Origin of the sequence: Corynebacterium sp. LK2590, assembly GCF_040946105.1 — a bacterium.
Classification (GTDB): domain Bacteria; phylum Actinomycetota; class Actinomycetes; order Mycobacteriales; family Mycobacteriaceae; genus Corynebacterium.
Genome location: NZ_JAYWMH010000005.1, coordinates 56,704 through 75,238 on the forward strand (window position 1 = coordinate 56,704; position 18,535 = coordinate 75,238).

The following is an 18,535-nucleotide window of genomic DNA, read 5'->3' on the forward strand; positions in this document are numbered from 1 at the left end:
CATGGCACAATGAGCACCGTGACTTCCCGCCACCTCCTCGACGAGCTCGCCGCCCACCACGGGGTCGCGACGGGCTACACCGCCCAGTCCGGCGAGCACATTGCTATCGATTCCCCCACCATCATCGGCACCCTCCGCGCCCTCGGCGTCGGAATCCCCGCCGAGCCCAGCGACGACGATCTCACCCTGCAGCTCTACTGGGACTACCAGGACTCCGCCTCCCGCCCGCTGCCGGCCTGCGTGGTCGCCACCGCCGGCCACGAGGAGCCCTTCGTGGTCCACGTCCCCGCCGGCGCGCCGGCCGAGGTCACCGTCCACTTGGAAGATGGCGGCACCGCGCCGACCTACCAGGATCCCAACGACTCCCCCGACGTCGAGGTCGACGGCAAGGCCTGGGGCGAGGCCAGCTTCCACGTGCCCGGCGACTTGCCGCTGGGCTACCACGAGCTGCACCTTTCCAGCGCCGATCTGGAGGCCAGCTGCCCGCTCATCGTCACGCCCTCCCACGTGGATACCGCGGACGAGCTACTCACGGACCCGGGCACCGGCGTCATGGCGCAGCTGTACTCGGTGCGCACGGCCGCCAGTTGGGGCATCGGCGACTTCCACGACCTGGGCGCTTTGGCCGAGCTCGTGGCCGAGCACGCGGGCGCGGATTTCCTGCTGGTCAACCCGCTGCACGCGGCCGAGCCCTTCCCGCCGGTGGAGGATTCGCCCTACCTGCCAACGACCCGCCGCTTCATCAACCCGCTCTACCTGCGCGTCGAGGACGTGCCGGAGCTGAAGCTTCTCGATGCCGACACCCGCGCCGACGTCGCCGAACTCGCCGCCGAATTCCAGCTGGCCAACACCACCGGCGAGTTCATCGATCGCGACGCCATCTTCGACGCCAAGCTGCAGGTGCTGCGCGAGCTGTTCTTCCTGGAGCACACCGAGGACCGCCGCGCGCAGTTCCGCGAGTTCACCCGCACCGAGGGCGCGGGCCTGGCGGAGTTTGCCCGCTGGTGCGCCGAGGCGGAGTTGGCGGCGCAGGCGGGCAGGCGGCATCGGCAGCAGGCGGGGCTGGACCAGCTGACCGAGTACTACAGCTGGCTGCAGTTTCTGTGCGCCGAGCAGCTGGCCGCGGCCCAGGACCGGGCGCGGGCGGCCGGCATGCGGGTGGGCATCATCATGGACCTGGCCGTGGGCATCCACCCGGGTGGGGCGGACGCGGTCAACCTGGCCGAGTACCTCGCGCCGCTGGCGTCGGTGGGCGCGCCGCCGGACGCGTACAACCAGCTGGGCCAGTACTGGTCGCAGCCGCCGTGGCACCCGGTGCGCCTGGCCGAGGCTGGCTACGGGCCGTGGCGGGACCTGCTGCGCACGGCCATGCGCCGCTCCGGCGGCCTGCGCGTCGACCACATCCTGGGGCTGTTCCGCCTCTACTGGATCCAGCGCGGCCTGCCGCCGACGGCCGGGACCTACGTGCGCTACGACTCGCGCGCCATGGTGGGCATCCTGGCGCTCGAGGCCCAGCGCACGGGCACCGTGGTCATCGGCGAGGACCTGGGCACGGTGGAAGAATCGGTGCGCGACGAGCTGGCCCGCTACGGGATTTTGGGCACCAACGTGGTCTGGTTTGAAAAGGCCGGGGACACGGAAAACGCCCGGCCCTCGGCGGATTACCGGCGCCTGGCGCTGGTAGCCGTGGGCACGCACGACATGCCGCCAACGCTGTCCTACCTGCGCGGCGGGCACATCACCCTGCGCGAGGAGCTAGGCGTGCTCACCCGCCCGGCCGAGGTGGAAGACGCCGAGGACCGCGCCTGGCAGCAGGCCGTCTTTAACCAGCTGGCCGCCGAGGGCTTCCTCGACCCGGCGGTTAGCCCGCGCCCGGACGACGAGCTGGCCGTTATCGAGGCCCTGCACCGCTTCGCCGCGGCCACCCCGGCCGCGCTGACGGTGACGAACCTGGTGGACATGGTCGGCGACACCCGCGCCCAAAACCAGCCGGGCACCACGCACGAGGTCTACCCCAACTGGTGCGTGCCGCTGTGCGATAGCCAGCAGCGCCCCGTGCTGCTGGAAGAGATCCCCCGCCAGCCGCTCTTTGCCCGCCTGGCGGCGGCCGCTAGACGAACAGCCCGATAAGCGCGGCGACGATGACCAAGGCGATGAGCAGGCGCAGGGTCGGGGTGACCTGCGAGCGCGGCAGGGCGCGCTTGCGCTTCGGCTGCGCCGCCCCGCTCGCTTCGGCCGCCTCGCCTGTTTCGGGCACCTGGGACCCGGACAAGCCCTCGCGCGGCTGGTAATCCGGGCGCGACTGATCCGCCGACGGGTTTACCTGCGGGTCCACCGGCGAATACGGGCGGTGGGAACGCCCGACCTCTTCCGGGGCGTCCGCGGAGTGCTTGTCATCCATAACGTCTCATCCTAGTGCTGTCCGGGCCGGCGGTGGAATCGGCGGGCGCACCAGTCGATGACCAGCATGAGCACCCACGCCGCCACGACGAGCGCCGGGACGACCGTCAGCAGCATGATCACTACCTGCAGCCACATGGGGGCCGAGGCCACGGCCTGGGAGGTGGCATCGGCAAGCTGCGTAAGAAGGTCCATGGCCTATGATCTTATAGCATGGCGCCAGAATCCCTCGAGCTTCCCGCAGCTGCCCCGGCAGATCCCTTCGATGCCGCCCCGCAGGTCGGCGCGCTGACCATCACCCGGCCTACAAGCACGCGCCCGGGCGCGGACCTGCCCGTGGTGGTCTTCATCCACGGCGGCGGCTTTGATTCCGGCTCCCACCGCGAGACCATCGGCGACGCGCCGGCCCGCGCCGGCCTGATCCTGGTCCAGCTCAGCTACCGGCTGGGTCTGGCCGGCTTCGCCCGCTTTGAACGCGACGAACCGCGCTCCTACCGCGGCATCAACGACTGCCTGGCGGGCCTGGAATGGGTGCAAAAGAACATCGAGGCCTACGGCGGGGATCCGACCAACGTGACCCTGGTAGGCCAGTCTGCCGGGGCGGCGATCGCGCTGTGGCTGTGCCGGCGCGATCACTTTCGCGGCGGCTTCCGCCGGGCCGTAGCGCTCTCACCGGCCTTCCCGCGCGCCCCGTTTTCCCGCCGCAAGGCCAGCCTACGCACCGCGCTGAGCGCCCCGGTGACCCGCCGCAGCCTGTCCAAGCTCGCGCAAAGCGGCCGCCTGGAGCGCGGCTACCGGCGCTTCCGCGCCCGCCACGCCCTGGACATCGCGCTCGGGCCGTGGCCGCTGGAGCCGGCGGAGCTCGCCGCGGTCCCCCTGGTTATTAGCAGCACCCGCGAGGAGATGTGGGACCAGCCCGGCGCGCGCCGCCTCGACCGGTTCCATATCCCGCCGCGCCCGCTGGCCGCGGCGCTGAGCCTGCCGCGCTTTGCCACCTGGCGCGCGGGGACCCACTCGGTCACAAACCGCGCCGTGGTCGGCGATGCCGCCATCCGCCGCTGGGTCGCCGCCGTGGCCCACCAGCACCCGCACCCGGAGCTGGTCCGCCACATCGAGTTCGTCCGCTCCGACGGGGCGCCGGCGCGCCACTGCGACGACCTGCCGGCCCTCTTCGACCCCGCCGACGGGGTCTTCGCCGACTGGCTGGCCCGCTTCGCGCGCACCGGCGACGCCGGCTTCCCGGCCGGCACGGCCCGGCGCTTCGATCTCGCCACCGGCGCCCACGCGGAACACCCGGGCCCTCTGGACTACCTGTGGGCCTGCTACCGCCCGGACACGCCCAACAGGTAGTCGCGCAGGGCCGGCTCGGCCAGCTCCTCGACCATCCAGGAGCTAAAGGCAAACGGGGTGGCGCAGGCGGCATCGATGAGCGCGCAGGCAGTAACCCACTGGTAGGAGTCCACCTCGTCCGGGTTGGGCGCCAGCTCGGCGGCCGGGTCCAGCTCCAGGACGAAGACGGGGCAGATCTCGTTTTCGACCACACCGGAGGAATCCACCGCGCGGTAGGAGAAATCGGGCAGCACGCACTCCGGCCGGGCGACATCCCGCAGGCCCAGCTCGAAGGCGGCGCGGCGCAGGACGGCATCGGCGGTGTCTTCGCCGGGGCCGGGGTGCCCGCAAAACGCGTTGGTCCACACGCCCGGCCAGGTCTTCTTCCCCAGGGCGCGGCGGGTGACGAGGACTTCGTCGCCGCGGTGGACCCAGGCGGAAAACGCGAAGTGCAGCGGCGTGTTGTCCGTGTGGACCGTGGCCTTGTCGGCGGTTCCGGCCGGCTGGCCGGCGGCGTCGGCGAGGACGACTAGTTCCGGGGCGGGCGTCTTGGGCGTCATAGGTTCAGGTTCCCCACCCAGGTGACGTTGCCGAGGTTTAGGCGGGCATCGGTCAGCGCGGTCGGGGACGCGTCGACGCGGTACTGGACGTTGGTGGTCGCCTTCTCCCCCAGCGGGTAATCGAGCCCGGGCGGGTTGACGTCGGAGTTGACCTCCGGGTCGTAGTCCAGCAGGTCGACCTCCTCGTAGCTGCTGCCGGAGCGGTATTCGAGCTTGGGCTCGCCGATGGCATCGGCCGGCAGGGGCACGTCGTTGAGGTTTTTCAGCGCCACGGTGACCACGGAGCCCTGGACGCTGTCGGCGTAAACGCCCTGCAGGGTCCACTCGACGTTGAGGCCCTCGTCCTTGACGGTCTGGGTGAGGTCGTCCTTGACTTCCTTGTCGGGCACGTCCTCCGGCTCGAAATCGGGCATCTCGGAGGAGGTGACCGTGATTTCTTCGTCGGGGCTCAGTCCAGCTTCTCCGGGCTCGAGCACGCTGCAGGCCGCAAGCCCGAGCGCGCACACCGGCACCAGCCCGAGGGCCCGCCACTGCGAGTTATTCACCGTGGATTATCTCCCGTCCGTGTAGTACTTGCTCGCCGTAAGCTTAACCGACGCAGCCGGCATTTATAGCATCGACGTCCCGTTTGCCTGGCGTGCCGGACCGGCCTAGTATCTGTGGGTTCCCGTGACTTAATCAAAAACAACGCTCAAGGTAGTGGAGGCAGGGCATGAATTCTTTGGCCCGGATCGTCAAAAGCGCGTGGGCACTGTGGCCCTATTACCTCGGGGTGGTGTCGACCGCCACTCTGGCCGCCGCGCTGTCGCTGGCCTCGCCGTTTATCGTGCGCGAGGCCACCGACACCATCGTCGCGGCCGTGTCCGGCGACAGCCCCGCCGAGACCGCCCTGCGCACCGTCCTCTGGCTCGCCCTGCTGCTTTTTGCCGCCGATGCCCTAGGCTCCATCTTCAACAACCTGGGCGGCTACGTCGGCGACGTCATGGTCTCGCGGCTGAGGCAGATCCTGTCCACGCGCTACTTCGCCAAGCTGCTGTCCCTGCCGCAGCGCTACTACGACAACCAAATCACCGGCACAATCATCGCGCGGCTGGACCGCTCGATCATGTTCGTCACGCAGTTTTTGCAGTCCTTTTCCAACAACTTCATCTCCATGCTGCTGCAGGTCGTGGCGATCCTGATTATCACCGCCTTCTACTACTGGCCACTGGCCATCATGCTGGCGCTGCTCTTCCCTATCTATATGTGGCTCACGGCGCTGACCTCCAAGCGCTGGCAGCGCTTCGAGGCGGTCAAAAACGAGCACATCGACGTCGCCAACGGCCGCTTCGCCGAGGTCATCGGCCAGGTCAAGGTCACCAAGTCCTTCGTGGCGGAGCTGCGCGAGCTGACCAGCTTTGCCCGCCACTACCGCGGGTACGTGGAGACCACCCGCCCGCAGTCGCGCTGGTGGCACACCATGGACGGCCTGCGCGGGCTGGCGATGGCCGCCATCTTCTTCGGCATCTACGCCGTCATCTTCTGGCGCACCCTGGGCGGCCACTTCAGCCTGGGTGACATGGTCATGCTCATCCAGATGGTCACCATGGCCAAGCAGCCGGTGTTCATGATGAGCTGGATCGTCGACTCCGCGCAGCGAGCCATCGCCGGCTCCCGCGACTACTTCCGCGTCATGGGCGAGGACGTCGAGCCGACGGCCAACCCGGCGCTTATCCGCGCCGCCCGCGCCGCCGATGCCACCGAGCCCGGCTCCCAAGACGTCGCACCGCTGGCGCAGACCCCGGGACAAGCGGGCTTTGCTTTCCACAACGTCTCCTTCTCCTACGAGGAGGGCAAGCCGGTGGTCGACGACGTCAGCTTCACCGCGCACGAGGGCCAGCAGGTCGCCCTGGTCGGCGAGTCCGGCGGTGGCAAGTCGACCCTGGTCAACCTGCTGCTGGGCCTGTACCGGCCGACGGAGGGCAACCTCGAGGTGCTCGGCCATCCGGTCCACGACCTGACCGCGGAGCAGCTGCGCGCCTCCGTCGGCGTGGTCTTCCAGGAGCCCTTCCTGTTTTCCGGCACGGTGCGCGAGAACATCGCCTACGGCAAGCCGGGCGCTAGCGATGCCGAAATCATCGCCGTCGCCCAGCGCGCCAACGCCCACGATTTCATCACCGCCTTCCCCGACGGCTACGACACCGTCGTCGGCGAGCGCGGCCTGCGCCTGTCCGGCGGGCAGAAGCAGCGCGTGGCGGTGGCGCGCGCGATGCTCAAGGACGCACCCATCCTGGTCCTCGACGAGGCGACCTCGGCGCTGGATACCAAGGCCGAGCGCGCCGTCCAGGCCGGCCTGGACGAGCTGATGAAGGACCGCACCACCTTGATCATCGCCCACCGCCTGTCCACCATCGCGGGCGTGGACACGATCGTCACGCTGGACCGCGGCCGAGTCCAGGAGATCGGCTCGCCGGCCGAGCTGGCCCAGACGGGCGGAATTTATGCACAGCTGCTGCAGCTGACTCAGTCGGCGTCTGCGGCGGATAGGCGGAGGTTGAAGCGTTTCGGCTTCGTCGACGGCAGCCCGGAGCGCGAGCCGGAAGAGGAAGCCGAGGACTAAGCGCTACTAGGCTGGGGGCCATGGAATTTCCGAGTCTTGAGCAACTAGCCGCCCGCGGCACCCGCAAGTGGACCGTCTACGACTCCGACGTCATCCCCCTGTGGATTGCCGAATCCGACTTCCCCACCGCTCCCGCGGTCAAGGACGCCATCCAGGACATGGTGGACCGCGAGACCTTCGGTTATACCCCGGCCCCGCGCTTGAGCGATCTGCCGGGAGCGCTCGCGGATTTTTACGCCGAGCGCTTCGGCTGGCGCCCGGACGAGAAGGGGATTTTCTGGATCGGCGACGTCGTGCGCGGCATGCTGCTGGGCGTGCAGTATTTCACCCGCCCGGACTCCCCGGTCGTCGTGCCGGTGCCGTCCTACCCGCCGCTTTTGGAGGTACCTGCCACCGCCAGCCGGGACAAGGTCGAGGTCTCGGCGGAGCTGGACTTGGGCGAAATCGAGCGCGCCTTCGCCGCTGGCGCCGGCTCCGTCCTGCTGGCCAACCCCTACAACCCGCTGGGCCGCGTGCTGGACGAGGACTTCCTGCGCGGCCTGGTCGATCTCGCGCGTACCTACGATGCCCGCATCCTGGCCGACGAGATCCACGCCCCGCTGGTCTTTGACGGCCAGCACACGCCGGTGGCATCGTTGGGCCCGGACGTGACCATCACGGCGACCTCGACGTCGAAGGCCTTCAACGTGGCCGGGCTCAAGTGCGCGCAGATGATTTTTTCCAACCCCGCCGACATCGCTACTTGGAAAAAGCTGACCGGGGTGGCCAAGGACGGCACCGGCACCCTGGGCGTCATCGCCGCCGAGGCGGCCTACCGCGACGGCGGCGAACACCTCGACGAAGAGCTGGCCTATCTGAAGCAGACCCGGGACTGGCTGCTAGCCGAGCTTCTCCAGCGCGTGCCCGGCGTTAAGACCGCCTGCCCCCAGGCGACGTACCTTTTGTGGCTGGACTTTTCCGACACTAAGATTGGCTCCGATCCGCACCCGGCCCGCTGGGTGCTGGACAATGCCCGCGTCGCGCTCAACGAGGGCTCCACCTTCGGCACCGGCGGCGAGCACCACGCGCGGTTGAATTTCGCGACTTCCCGGGAGATTCTGCAGGAGGCGCTCGAGCGGTTGGGCTGCGCCTTCGAAAACTAGCACCCCGTCTTTACTTTCTCATACAGTGGGCGGTATTGTCTCATTATGCGAACGGCGCGACCCGCCGGCCATAACCCGCCGCACGGCCCCACACCACCCCCGTGGGGCTCGGTGGCGGGAGCGATACTATACGACCCCTGTCAATGAAGGGCTTAAGCAATGGCTCAACCCGTTACGTCCGCACCGAAGCGGCCCGCTGTGACCATCGTCGTGGCGGCGCTCATGTTGTTTTCGATGTTCTTCGGCGCCGGCAACCTCATTTTCCCGCCCATGGTGGGCGTGTCCTCCGGCACTAACTTCTGGCCCGCCGTCCTAGGCTTCCTCGCCGCCGGCGTGCTGCTGCCGGTACTGGCGGTCGTGGCAGTCTCGCTGTCTGGCCGCAGCGTCCGTGACCTGGGAGCCCACGGCGGCGCCTGGTTCGGCGTCGTCTTCTCCGCCATGGCCTACCTGGCCATCGGCGCCTTCTACGCGCTGCCGCGTACCGGCGCGGTCTCCATGGAAACCGCCATCACCCCGCTGCTGGGCTGGGAAGGCACCTCCGCCAACGGCATCTTCAACGCTGTGTTCTTCCTGATCGCGCTGGCGCTGTCCTGGAAGCCGAACTCCATCATGGACACCCTGGGCAAGTTCCTGACCCCGGCCCTGGTGGCCCTGCTGGCGCTGCTCATCATCCTGGCCACCACCGCCAACCCGCGGAACCCGGGCGTGCCTACCGAGGACTACTCCAGCTCCCCCATGGTCACCGGCCTGTTCGAGGGCTACAACACCATGGACGCCATCGCGGGCCTGGCGTTTTCCATCGTCATCGTGGGCTCCCTGCGCAGCAAGGGCTTCAAGTCCACCAAGTCCCTGATGGGCGGCACCATCACCGCCACCCTTGTCGCCGGCGGCCTGCTGGCGGCCATCTACCTGGGCCTGGCCTGGCTGGCGCAGACCCTGCCCAACGGCCAGGACTACGAGTCCGGCGCGGTCCTTTTGGCCGATTCCGCCAATATGACCATGGGCACGGTCGGCCAGGCGGTCTTCTCCACCATCGTACTGCTGGCGTGCATGACCACCGCCGTAGGCCTTATCACCGCCTGCTCCGCCTTCTTCGAGATGCTGGTGCCCAAGACCACCTACCACTTCTGGGCCGTGGTCTTTACCGCCCTGTCCATCCTGCTGGCTTTCCAGGGCCTGGACACCGTGCTGTCGGTGGCCGTGCCGTTTATTACCTTCCTGTACCCGCCGGCCATCACGCTGATCTTCATCACGCTGCTGCAGCCGCTGGTGAAAAAGGCCGTGACCTTCTACTGGGGCTACCGCTTGAGCCTGTGGGTCTCCGTCCTGTGGTCCGCCCTGACGGTCCTCGCCGACCTCGGCTGGGCCAGCGCCCTGGAGCCGATGCTCAACCTCTCGCCGGGCCAGGCGCTGTCGCTGGGCTGGGTCGTTCCCACCGTGATTGCGTTCGTCATCGGCGCGGTTATCGATGCCCTCGTGCGCCCCGCCGCCGAATAAAATCCGCCGCAGGTACCGTGGGTAGCAAGATGTCGTCTTCCGAAGGAGCACCATTGACTACCCACGCACCGCTTTCCGTTCTGGACTTCTGCACCATCTACGAGGGGGAGACCGCCGCCCAGTCCATGGCCCACTCGGTCACCCTCGCCCAGCGGGCCGAGGAGCTGGGGTACAAGCGCCTCTGGTACACCGAGCACCACAACATGTCCACCATCACCTCGTCCGCCCCGGCGGTGCTGATTTCCCATATTGGTGCCCACACCAACAGCATCCGGCTGGGTTCGGGCGGGGTGATGTTGCCTAACCACGCCCCCTACGTCATCGCCGAGCAGTTCGGCACGCTGGCCGAGCTCTACCCGGACCGCATCGACTTGGGCGTCGGCCGTGCCCCCGGCACCGACATGCACACCTTGGGCCGCGCCCTGCGCCGCGACGGCAACGCCGCCGAGCGCTTCCCCGAGGACGTCCGCGAACTGACCAAGTACCTGGCCGGCAAGTCCATCATCCCGGGCGTCCAGGCCGTGCCCGGCGCCTACACGCACGTGCCGGTCTACATCCTGGGCTCGTCGATGTTCGGGGCATCGCTGGCCGCCAAGTACGGCCTGCCCTACTCTTTCGCCTCGCACTTCGCGCCGCAGCACCTGGAGGCCGCGACCAAGTACTACCGGGACAATTTCCAGCCCTCCGACGTCTTAGCCGAGCCCTATGTCATCGCCGCGGTCAACGTCACCGCCGGCGATACCTCCGAAGAGGCCGCCGAAATCTTCGAGCGAGTCGGCTTCAACCGCGTCAAGTCCTTCGCCGGCCGCGGCAAGTTCCTGACCGATGAACAGGTCAACCAGATCATCGGCTCCTACCAGGGCCAGCAGATCCTGGAGATGCTGCGCTACTCCGCCGTCGGCACCGGCGACGAGGTCCGCGAGTACCTCGAGTGGTTCCAGGATCACGCCAGCGCCGACGAGCTGATGGTCTCCATTCAGACCAGCAGCCGCGCCGAGACGCTCAAGTCCCTGGACATCCTGGCCCAGGCCTGGTTTTAAGCCCGGGGCCGGTCCCCCGAGCCGGCGGGGCTATCGCCGTCCCAATCGTCGTCGAAGTCGCCGCCGACCCCCAAGTCGCCTTCGACGATGATATTGCCCGGGATGCGCATATTGCCCTCCTCGTCGTATTCGAGCTCGGGGCGATCCAGTTCGTTGCCCTCGCTGTCGTAGCCAGGGGCGGGGCGGGCATCGGCGGCCTCGTACTTTTCCGGAGTGTCCGTCTTGCTCCAGTGGCGGGTGCGGGTACGACGTTGGGCCGCCGAGTCGTCGTTCATGCCCTTGACCAGGGAGTACATCATGACGAATTCCATCAGGAAGAACGGCAGCGCAACCACGATAACGACTTCCTGGATGGCCTCGATGCCCGTGTCGTTGATAAACAGCAGCGCCGCGGTCACCAGGCCGACCGCGCAGGCCCACGAAACTCGGTAATACGTCGGGGTCTTGTTCTCCTCGCCGCTAGCGAAGGTGTCCATGACCAGGGCCGCCGAGTCCATCGAAGTAATAAAGAAGACGATGATGACCGCCAGCGCAAGCGTGCCGGAGAGCATATACAGCGGGTACTGCTCCAACAGGGCAAACAGCGCGACCGGGGTATCCCCGTCCTCGACCACCGGCTTGGTCAAAATGCCGGGATTGCCCAGCTCCGTCTCGATGGCCGCGCGGCCGAAGATGGAAAACCAGACCACGACCACGATGGTCGGTAGCGCTAGCACGCCGCCGATGAACTGGCGCACCGTGCGCCCGCGCGAGATGCGTGCAATGAACATACCCACAAACGGGGCCCAGCAGATGGTCCAGGCCCAGTAGAAGGCCGTCCACGTGCCCTGCCAACCCGGGTTCTCCTCGAAGGAGTCCGTCCAGAACATCAGCTCCGGCAGGGAGCTGGCGTAGCCGCCGAAGGCCTCCACCGTATGCTTGAGCAGAGTCAGCGTTGGGCCCATTACGAGGACGAATAACATCAGCACGAAGGCGGCGACGATGTTGACGTTCGACAGGATCTTCACGCCGCGGTCTAGGCCAGACGCCACGGAGATGGAGGCGATAGCCGTAACCACCACGATGATGAGCACCTCTACCCAGCCGACCAGCGGAACGTCGAACATGATGTTCAGGCCGGCATTAATCTGCAGCACGCCCAGGCCCACCGAGACGGCGAGGCCGAAGACGGTGCCGATGATGGACAGGGCATCGATAAGCTTGCCGGGCCAGCGGTAGACGCGCTTGCCGAGCAGCGGCGAGAAGACCGAGGACATGCGGGCGGGCATCTTGCGCTTGTAGACGAAGTAACCCATCGCCAGGCCCGGCAGGGCGAACGGGACCCACATGTGCACCGCGAAGTGGTAGTAGGTGAAGTGGAAGCCCCGATCGATGGCCTCCTGGCTCATCGGCTCCAGTCCCCCGCGCGGCGGGTTAAAGGAGTGGTGGAGCGGCTCGGCCGCACCCCAGAAGAGCAGGGTCGCGCCCAGGCCGGCGGCGAAGAGCATGGAGAACCAGACCGGCAGGGAGTACTCGGGTTCGTCATCGTCGTCGCCGAGGCGCAGATTGCCATAACGAGAGACGAAGATTCCAATCAAAAAGACGAAAATAATTGAGAAGCCGCCGATGTACAGCCAGCCCAAGTTGGTAAGCAAGGAATTGGAGGCGACCGCGTAGAGATCGCGGGCCCGGGCCCCGAACAACAGGGTGCCGGCCACGAAGACGACGATAAAACCGGCGGCCACTAAGAAGACAAAGGGGTCGGTCTTGAGCCCAAGAAACCTCTTGGACCGATCGGAAGACATGGGGAATGATCCTTTCCTTGGACGAAATATTTCGTTACCAGAGTAGCGGACGCCACCGCCCGAATCGACGAAACTGAGAATTAATAATCAACCCCCGCCCGATTGACCCACCGACGGAAGCAAAAAATCTACAGATGTAGATATGTACACAGATCAAGGTGCCACAGTTGTGCCACACTCAAACAGCATGGAAGCGGATTTGTATACACTTCCCACCCCTGGTGTCTCCACGCCGACTATGTGACTTATCTATCCTTCTAGGTTTTCTTAGTTTCACGCACGCTCTCGCGCCCTAGATACGCACCCCAGCAACCCTGCAATCGCGCTAGCTAGGGGGCGAACAGCGCGCCGGCAAGCCCGTCCAGATGGACACCATCCCATCGCCTTGACCTAGACAAAGCCTGTCTACATCCCAATAATTACTTGTATGTCGTTTTTTATAAAACCGTCATTCGTTACACTTGACATAACTAAGACAAACCGTTATTAAAACCCACGTTCTCCCCAGCTCGTGGGCCGGCCGACGCCTGCCACCCCAGGTGGCGGAAGCGTCGGCGTTTTCCAGCCTGCCTGGATTGAAGGGAGTACCGAACAACTAATGAGGCAGACCCGAAAACCGCAGCAGCACCTCAAGATCTGCGACTATCTGAAGGAGCAGATCCGCAGCGGCGAACTTCAACCAGGAGATCAACTGCCCAGCGAGGCCGAACTATGTGCGCAGTTCAACTCGTCGCGCGGCCCCGTCCGCCAGGCGATGGCCGTCCTGCGCACCGAGGGCGCCATCTCCTCCGGCCGCGGCCGGCGCTCCGTCGTGCTCGGCAACTTCAACGCCGAAACCTTCGACTCCATCATCTCCGTAAGCTCCTGGCTCAGCCAACACGGCTACACCCCGCAGCAGAAGACCTTCTGGCTGGCCCGCCGCCCCGCCCCGGAGGACGTCGCGCAGCGCTTGGGCATCGGCGCCGACGAGCAGGTAGTCTACGTCCACCGCCTGCGCAGCACCAACGGCCGCCCGCTGGTCATCGAGCGCCTCTACTTCCCGATCGACATCGGGCAGGAAGTCCTCAACTTCGACGCCGACTCCGGCTCGCTGCACGCCCACCTGCGGGCCGCCGGCGTCGATTTCGACAATGTCAACCGGCGCATCCACATCGGCGCAGCCTCGGCCGACGATGCTGAAGCCCTCGACATCGAGCCCGGCTCCCCCATCTGGACGGTGGAGCTGCTCATCGCCAACCACCAGGGCCGCCCCGTCGAGCTGGCGGTCTACCGCTACCGCGCCGACGCCCTGTCGGTGAGCCTGTCCTCGGTGCGCGGCGGCGCCTCCCCACTGGAGGTATTCCCGGGGGTCTAGCGGCAGCGAAGGCGTGGCAATTTCGCCAAAAAGTGACGCGGTGCACTAACCTTTCGTTATGACTTTCCGAGGCAGACGCAGCGCGTCGCTGGCACTCGCCGCCACCCTGCTGTCCGGTTGCGCGGCCGGGCACACCACCGTCGTCGACCCGGCCCCCGCCGGCCAGGCCGCCGATCCCCTCACCGTCGCCACCACCTCCCCCGCCACCTCGTTGGATTTCACCACCGTCGGCGGCGCGGCCATCCCGGCCGCCCTGATGAACAACGTCTACGAGACCCTGGTGGCCATCGATTCCGAGACCGGCGAAGTCGTGCCCCAGCTCGCCACCGACTGGGAGGTCTCCGCCGACGGCACCCACTACGTCTTCCAGCTGCGCCAGGGCGTGCGCTTTTCCAACGGCTCGCCCTTCAACGCCGAGAGCGCGGCCTTCAGCCTGAATTACGTCAAAAACAACTGGTCGAACGCGCTGTCCTCGCAGATGGCCGTGGTGACCAGCGCCCGCGCGACCGGCGACTACGAGCTCACCGTCGACCTGGAGCACCGCTCCAACAATTGGCTGTGGCAGCTGGGCACCACCGTCGGCGCGATGATGACTCCCGACGGCGTCGACGAGCTCGCCAGCCACCCCGTCGGCACGGGCCCCTACGCGGTCAGCAAGTTCAGCCCCAACGAGTTCGTGGCCTTAAGCCCCCGCGAGGACTACTGGGGCACCCCGGCCGCCCAGCCGGTCACGATTAGTTACTTCCCGGATTCGCTGACCGCCCTCAACGCGCTGCGCTCCGGCGGGGCCGACGTGGTCTGGGCCGTCCAGTCGCCGGAGCTGCTCGACGACCTGCCGGACGGCATCGAAAAGCACGTCGGCACCACCAACGGCGAGGTGCTGCTGTCGCTGAACAACCAGGCCGCTCCCTTCGACGACCCGCGGGTGCGCCAGGCCGTGGCCTATGCCATCGACCGCCAGGCCGCCAGCGACATCCTCTTCGGCGGGCTGGCCACCGACACCGGCGCCGCCCCCGTCGCGCCCACCGATCCCTGGTTCAGCGGCGAGGACTACTACCCCTTCGACCCAGAGCGGGCGCGCCGGCTGCTTGACGATGCCGGAGCCGCCGGCGCCCCCATCACCATCACCGTGCCCACCCTGCCGTACGCGCAGACCGCCGCCGAGCTCATCTACTCGCAGCTGACGGAGGTCGGCTTCGACGTGCGGCTCGAGTCCGCGGAATTCCCCGCGGTGTGGTTGGGCCAGGTCATGGGCGCCCGCGACTACCAAGTCTCGCTGGTCTCCCACGTCGAGCCGCGCGATCTGACCACCTTGTTCGGCAGCCCGGACTATTACCTGGGCTACGATTCGCCGCGCGTGCGCGAGCTCTTCGCCGCCGCCGATACCGCCGACTCTCCCGAGCAATTCCGCGCCCGGACCTCCCAGGCCGTCGACCAGATCATGGCCGAGGCCGGCGCCGTAACACTGATGAACATGCCCAATATCGTGCTCACCCGGCCCGGCGTGACCGGGCTGCGCCCCGACATGGTTACCGACTCGGTCGACCTGACGGAGGTGAGCGCGCGGTGAGGGCAGGGGGCATCGTGAAGCTGGTGGGCCGCTACGTCTTCGTGCTGGCGGTGGCCAGCGTGGTCATCTTCGCCATGATGCGGGCGGTGCCCGGCAACCCGGCCCGCGTGGCGCTGGGTATCAACGCGACCGACGAGGCCGTCGCCGAGCTCAGCGCCACCCTCGGCCTGGATCAGCCGCTGCTGGCCCAGTACGCCGAGTGGATGGGCGGGCTGCTGCGCGGCGATTTTGGCGTCTCGCTGGCCTCGCAGACCTCGATTACTGCCCAGGTGCTCGACCGCGCGCAGGTCTCGCTCATCCTGGTGGGGCTGGCGCTGCTGTTGGCGCTTATCATCGCGGTGCCGCTGGGGATTGCCAGCGCGCGGTACCCGGGGCTATCCGTGCTGAGCCAGCTGGGCATCGCGCTGCCGAACTTCCTGGTCGGCCTGCTGCTCATCAGCGCCTTCGGGCGCTGGCTGCCGGCCAGCGGGTGGGTGCCTCCCAACCAGGGCTTCGGCCAGTTCGTGGCGCACCTTATCCTGCCGGTGGTCTCCCTGGCGCTGGTGCAGGCGGCCATGCTGACCCGGTATGTGCGCGCCGCCGTCCGCGAGGTCATGGGGCAGGACTATATCCGCACCGCCCGGGCGTTGGGGACCTCGCCGACGCGCGCGCTTATCCGCCACGGGCTGCGCAACGCGGCCCTGCCGGTGCTGACTGTCGCCGGGGTGCAGCTGACCACGCTGGTTATCGGCGCCGTCGTCATCGAATCCGTCTTCGTGGTCCCCGGCCTGGGCAGTATGCTGCTCGATGCCGTCGCCAACCGCGATCTCACCACCGTCCAGACGCTGGTCATGCTCCTGGTCGCCTTCACCCTGACGGTGAACCTGCTTGTCGACGTGGCCTACCGCCTGATTGATCCGCGCCTGGCGCGGACCCGCGCGGGCGTTAAGGAGGCCGCGTAATGCAGAAGTACTTAGGCGCCGTCCTGGTGGCCATCCCCGTCGTCTTGGCGCTGGTGTCCCTGGTGTGGACGCCCTATCCGCCGGACCTGGCCGACACGGCCGCCCGCTTGGTCGGCCCCGGGGCCGACCACCTGCTGGGCACCGACCGGTTTGGCCGCGACGTGGCCGCGCGCATCATGGTCGGATCCCAGGTCACGCTGCTGGTCGGAGTGCTCGCGGTCGGCATCGCGGCGGTAGTGGGCGTGCCGCTGGGGATCATGGCCGGCATGGGCTACGGCGACTGGCTCATCATGCGCGCCTCCGACCTGGTACTAGCCTTCCCGGCGCTGCTGCTGGCGATTGTTGCCGGCGCCGTGTGGGGCCCGTCGACGGTCACGGCGATGGTGGCCATCGGCATCGCGGGCATCCCGGCGTTTGCGCGCGTGGCCCGCTCCGGCACGCTGCAGGTCATCCACCAGGATTACATCGCCTCCGCCCGGGTCTCCGGCGTGTCCGCGCCGCGGATCGCCTGGCGCCACGTGCTGCCGAATATCCGCGGGCTGATCATCGTCCAGGCCTCCGTCTACTTCGCCTTAGCCGTGCTCGCCGAGGCCGCCCTGTCCTACCTGGGGCTGGGCACTGCTCCCCCGGCCGCGTCCTGGGGGCGGATGCTGCAGGACTCCCAGACGCTCATGGGCGCCGCCCCGTGGCTGGTGTGGGCGCCGGGGCTGGCCATCGCCGTGACCGTGTTGGGCTTTAACCTGCTGGGCGACGGGCTGCGCGACGCCTGGGATCCGAAGGAGGACGCATGACTTTGCTTGCCATCGAGGGCCTGCGCGTGGGCGACAGGCTCGTCGACGACGTCACCCTGCACCTGGACCGCGGCCAGCGCCTGGGCCTTATCGGTGAGTCCGGTTCCGGCAAGTCCCTGACCGCCCTGTCGGTGATGGGGCTGCACGACCTGCCGGTTAGCGGCAGCATCCGCTTCGACGGCCAGGAGTTGGTGGGGTTGGCGGATAAGCGGCATCGGCGGTTGCGGGGCAACCGGATGGCGATGGTCTTCCAGGAGCCCATGAGCGCGCTGGACCCGTCGATGACCATCGGCCGGCAGCTGCGCCTGGCCGGGGGACGGCCGGAGATGCTGGAGAAGGTGCTGTTGCCGGCATCGGTGGCGCGGCGCTACCCCTTCGAGCTCTCCGGCGGGCAGCGCCAGCGCGTGCTCATTGCCATGGCGATGGCGCGCACCCCCGACCTGCTCATCTGCGACGAGCCGACCACCGCCCTGGATGCGACTACGCAGGCCGAGGTCCTCGATCTTATCGACGCCCTGGCCGCCGAGAACGGCACCGCCGTGCTGTTTATCACCCACGACCTGCGGGTGGCTCAGCGGATGTGCGGCGAGATTGCGGTGCTGCGCGACGGGGCCATCGTCGAGGCCGGCGAGCACGTGCTGGACCGCCCGCAGCACCCGTATACCCAGCAGCTCGTGCGCGCCTCGCGGCTGCCGGCCGGCGATGCCGCCCCCTCGCGCCAAGACCCCGTCATCGCGCTGGAGTCAGTCACCAAGACCTTCGGCGGCGCGGCGGCGGTCGAAGACGTCGACCTGGCGGTGCCGCGGGGCGGGCGCGTCGGGGTGGTCGGCGGCTCCGGGTCCGGCAAGACGACGGTGCTCAAGCTCATCGCGGGGCTGGAGCGCCCCGACAGCGGTTCGGTGCGCGTTGACGGGCGCGTGCAGATGGTCTTCCAGGATCCGCAGGGCTCGCTCAACCCGCGGCTGACGGTGGGCCGCTCCATCGCCGAGGGCGGCGCCGGGCCTCAGGAGGTCGCCCGCGTGCTCGAGCAGGTCGGGCTCAAAGCCAGCGATGCCTCCCGCTTCCCCCACGAGTTTTCCGGCGGGCAGCGCCAGCGCATCTCGATCGCGCGCGCCGTGGTGGGCCGGCCCGACATCGTGCTCGCCGACGAGGCCGTCTCCGCGCTGGACGTGTCCGTACGCCGGCAGGTGCTGGACCTGTTCGACTCGCTCATCGATGCCTACGATCTCACCGTCGTCTTCATCTCCCACGACTTGTCCGTGATTCGCTACCTCTGCCCCACCGTGGTGGTCATGCACGAAGGCCGCGTCGTGGAGGCCGGGCCGACGGCCGAGGTATGGGAGAACCCGCAGCACGACTACACGCGCGAGTTGCTGGCCGCGGTGGAGGATTCCTCGGTTTAGGGATTTAGGCATTTAGGCACGCCGAGTAGGCGCTACGGACGTGGTCCGTGGCGCCTTTCGCATGTTTTGGCTGGGTGTGTTCCTTGGGTTTGCGGCTGACCCCCGTGTCAGCCGTCCGCCGTCAG

At 67.7% G+C, this 18,535-nt stretch carries 16 protein-coding genes; 11 read left to right on the top strand and 5 right to left on the bottom strand.

The genetic code is table 11. The features are described 5' to 3' along the window. Positions 1–18 precede the first annotated feature (18 nt). On the top strand, positions 19–2,130 hold the full coding sequence (malQ, locus tag VVR85_RS07375) for a 4-alpha-glucanotransferase (protein ID WP_368520291.1): 2,112 nt from the start codon (positions 19–21) through the stop codon (positions 2,128–2,130). On the opposite strand, the gene VVR85_RS07380 is transcribed toward malQ, so the two are convergent. After that, positions 2,111–2,401: a hypothetical protein gene (locus VVR85_RS07380; protein WP_368520292.1), complete on the bottom strand. Its 291-nt coding sequence runs from the start codon at positions 2,399–2,401 to the stop codon at positions 2,111–2,113. The genes malQ and VVR85_RS07380 overlap by 20 nt on opposite strands. 11 nt (positions 2,402–2,412) lie before the next feature. Continuing rightward, positions 2,413–2,595, bottom strand: coding sequence for a hypothetical protein (locus VVR85_RS07385; RefSeq protein ID WP_368520293.1), 183 nt, complete (start codon positions 2,593–2,595; stop codon positions 2,413–2,415). A gap of 18 nt (positions 2,596–2,613) precedes the next feature. Here VVR85_RS07385 and VVR85_RS07390 point away from each other — a divergent pair, with 18 nt between their 5' ends. Beyond that, positions 2,614–3,750 carry a carboxylesterase family protein gene (locus VVR85_RS07390; RefSeq protein ID WP_368520294.1) on the top strand — a complete coding sequence of 379 codons (1,137 nt, stop codon included), beginning with the start codon at positions 2,614–2,616 and terminating at the stop codon, positions 3,748–3,750. Here VVR85_RS07390 and idi read toward each other — a convergent pair. Together idi and VVR85_RS07400 are read right to left on the bottom strand one after the other, a co-directional pair. Further along, complete coding sequence (idi, locus tag VVR85_RS07395; protein WP_368520295.1) at positions 3,723–4,289, bottom strand: isopentenyl-diphosphate Delta-isomerase; 567 nt, start codon at positions 4,287–4,289, stop codon at positions 3,723–3,725. The two genes, VVR85_RS07390 and idi, sit on opposite strands and share 28 nt — an antisense overlap. Next, on the bottom strand, positions 4,286–4,834 hold the full coding sequence (locus VVR85_RS07400) for a hypothetical protein (protein WP_368520296.1): 549 nt from the start codon (positions 4,832–4,834) through the stop codon (positions 4,286–4,288). Before VVR85_RS07400 ends, idi begins: the two co-directional genes overlap by 4 nt. 167 nt (positions 4,835–5,001) lie before the next feature. Between VVR85_RS07400 and VVR85_RS07405 the strand changes: the two genes are divergently transcribed. The 4 genes from VVR85_RS07405 to VVR85_RS07420 all read left to right on the top strand — a co-directional run bounded on the left by VVR85_RS07405 (position 5,002) and on the right by VVR85_RS07420 (position 10,567). Beyond that, positions 5,002–6,888, top strand: coding sequence for an ABC transporter ATP-binding protein (locus VVR85_RS07405; protein ID WP_368520297.1), 1,887 nt, complete (start codon positions 5,002–5,004; stop codon positions 6,886–6,888). Between the two features lie 20 nt (positions 6,889–6,908). Continuing rightward, a complete protein-coding gene (locus VVR85_RS07410) occupies positions 6,909–8,030 on the top strand; it encodes a MalY/PatB family protein (RefSeq protein WP_368520298.1) in 1,122 nt (373 codons plus the stop codon). Between the two features lie 159 nt (positions 8,031–8,189). Further along, positions 8,190–9,527, top strand: coding sequence for a branched-chain amino acid transport system II carrier protein (brnQ, locus tag VVR85_RS07415; protein WP_368520299.1), 1,338 nt, complete (start codon positions 8,190–8,192; stop codon positions 9,525–9,527). Between the two features lie 53 nt (positions 9,528–9,580). Next, positions 9,581–10,567 carry an LLM class flavin-dependent oxidoreductase gene (locus VVR85_RS07420; RefSeq protein ID WP_368520300.1) on the top strand — a complete coding sequence of 329 codons (987 nt, stop codon included), beginning with the start codon at positions 9,581–9,583 and terminating at the stop codon, positions 10,565–10,567. Here the strand turns inward: VVR85_RS07420 and VVR85_RS07425 are convergent. After that, the gene (locus tag VVR85_RS07425; RefSeq protein WP_368520301.1) at positions 10,564–12,351 is read right to left on the bottom strand and encodes a BCCT family transporter; all 1,788 of its coding nucleotides are present in this window, start codon (positions 12,349–12,351) and stop codon (positions 10,564–10,566) included. The two genes, VVR85_RS07420 and VVR85_RS07425, sit on opposite strands and share 4 nt — an antisense overlap. Before the next feature lie 598 nt (positions 12,352–12,949). Between VVR85_RS07425 and VVR85_RS07430 the strand changes: the two genes are divergently transcribed. Genes VVR85_RS07430 through VVR85_RS07450 form a run of 5 tightly spaced genes read left to right on the top strand, consistent with a single transcriptional unit; the run spans position 12,950 to position 18,410 of the window. Beyond that, on the top strand, positions 12,950–13,705 hold the full coding sequence (locus VVR85_RS07430) for a GntR family transcriptional regulator (RefSeq protein ID WP_368520302.1): 756 nt from the start codon (positions 12,950–12,952) through the stop codon (positions 13,703–13,705). Between the two features lie 58 nt (positions 13,706–13,763). Then, positions 13,764–15,275 carry an ABC transporter substrate-binding protein gene (locus VVR85_RS07435; protein ID WP_368520303.1) on the top strand — a complete coding sequence of 504 codons (1,512 nt, stop codon included), beginning with the start codon at positions 13,764–13,766 and terminating at the stop codon, positions 15,273–15,275. Continuing rightward, a complete protein-coding gene (locus VVR85_RS07440) occupies positions 15,272–16,216 on the top strand; it encodes an ABC transporter permease (protein WP_368520304.1) in 945 nt (314 codons plus the stop codon). The genes VVR85_RS07435 and VVR85_RS07440 overlap by 4 nt, the downstream gene beginning before the upstream one ends. Further along, positions 16,216–17,007, top strand: coding sequence for an ABC transporter permease (locus VVR85_RS07445; RefSeq protein WP_368520305.1), 792 nt, complete (start codon positions 16,216–16,218; stop codon positions 17,005–17,007). The genes VVR85_RS07440 and VVR85_RS07445 overlap by 1 nt, the downstream gene beginning before the upstream one ends. Continuing rightward, a complete protein-coding gene (locus tag VVR85_RS07450; RefSeq protein ID WP_368520306.1) occupies positions 17,004–18,410 on the top strand; it encodes an ATP-binding cassette domain-containing protein in 1,407 nt (468 codons plus the stop codon). The genes VVR85_RS07445 and VVR85_RS07450 overlap by 4 nt, the downstream gene beginning before the upstream one ends. Positions 18,411–18,535 lie beyond the last annotated feature (125 nt).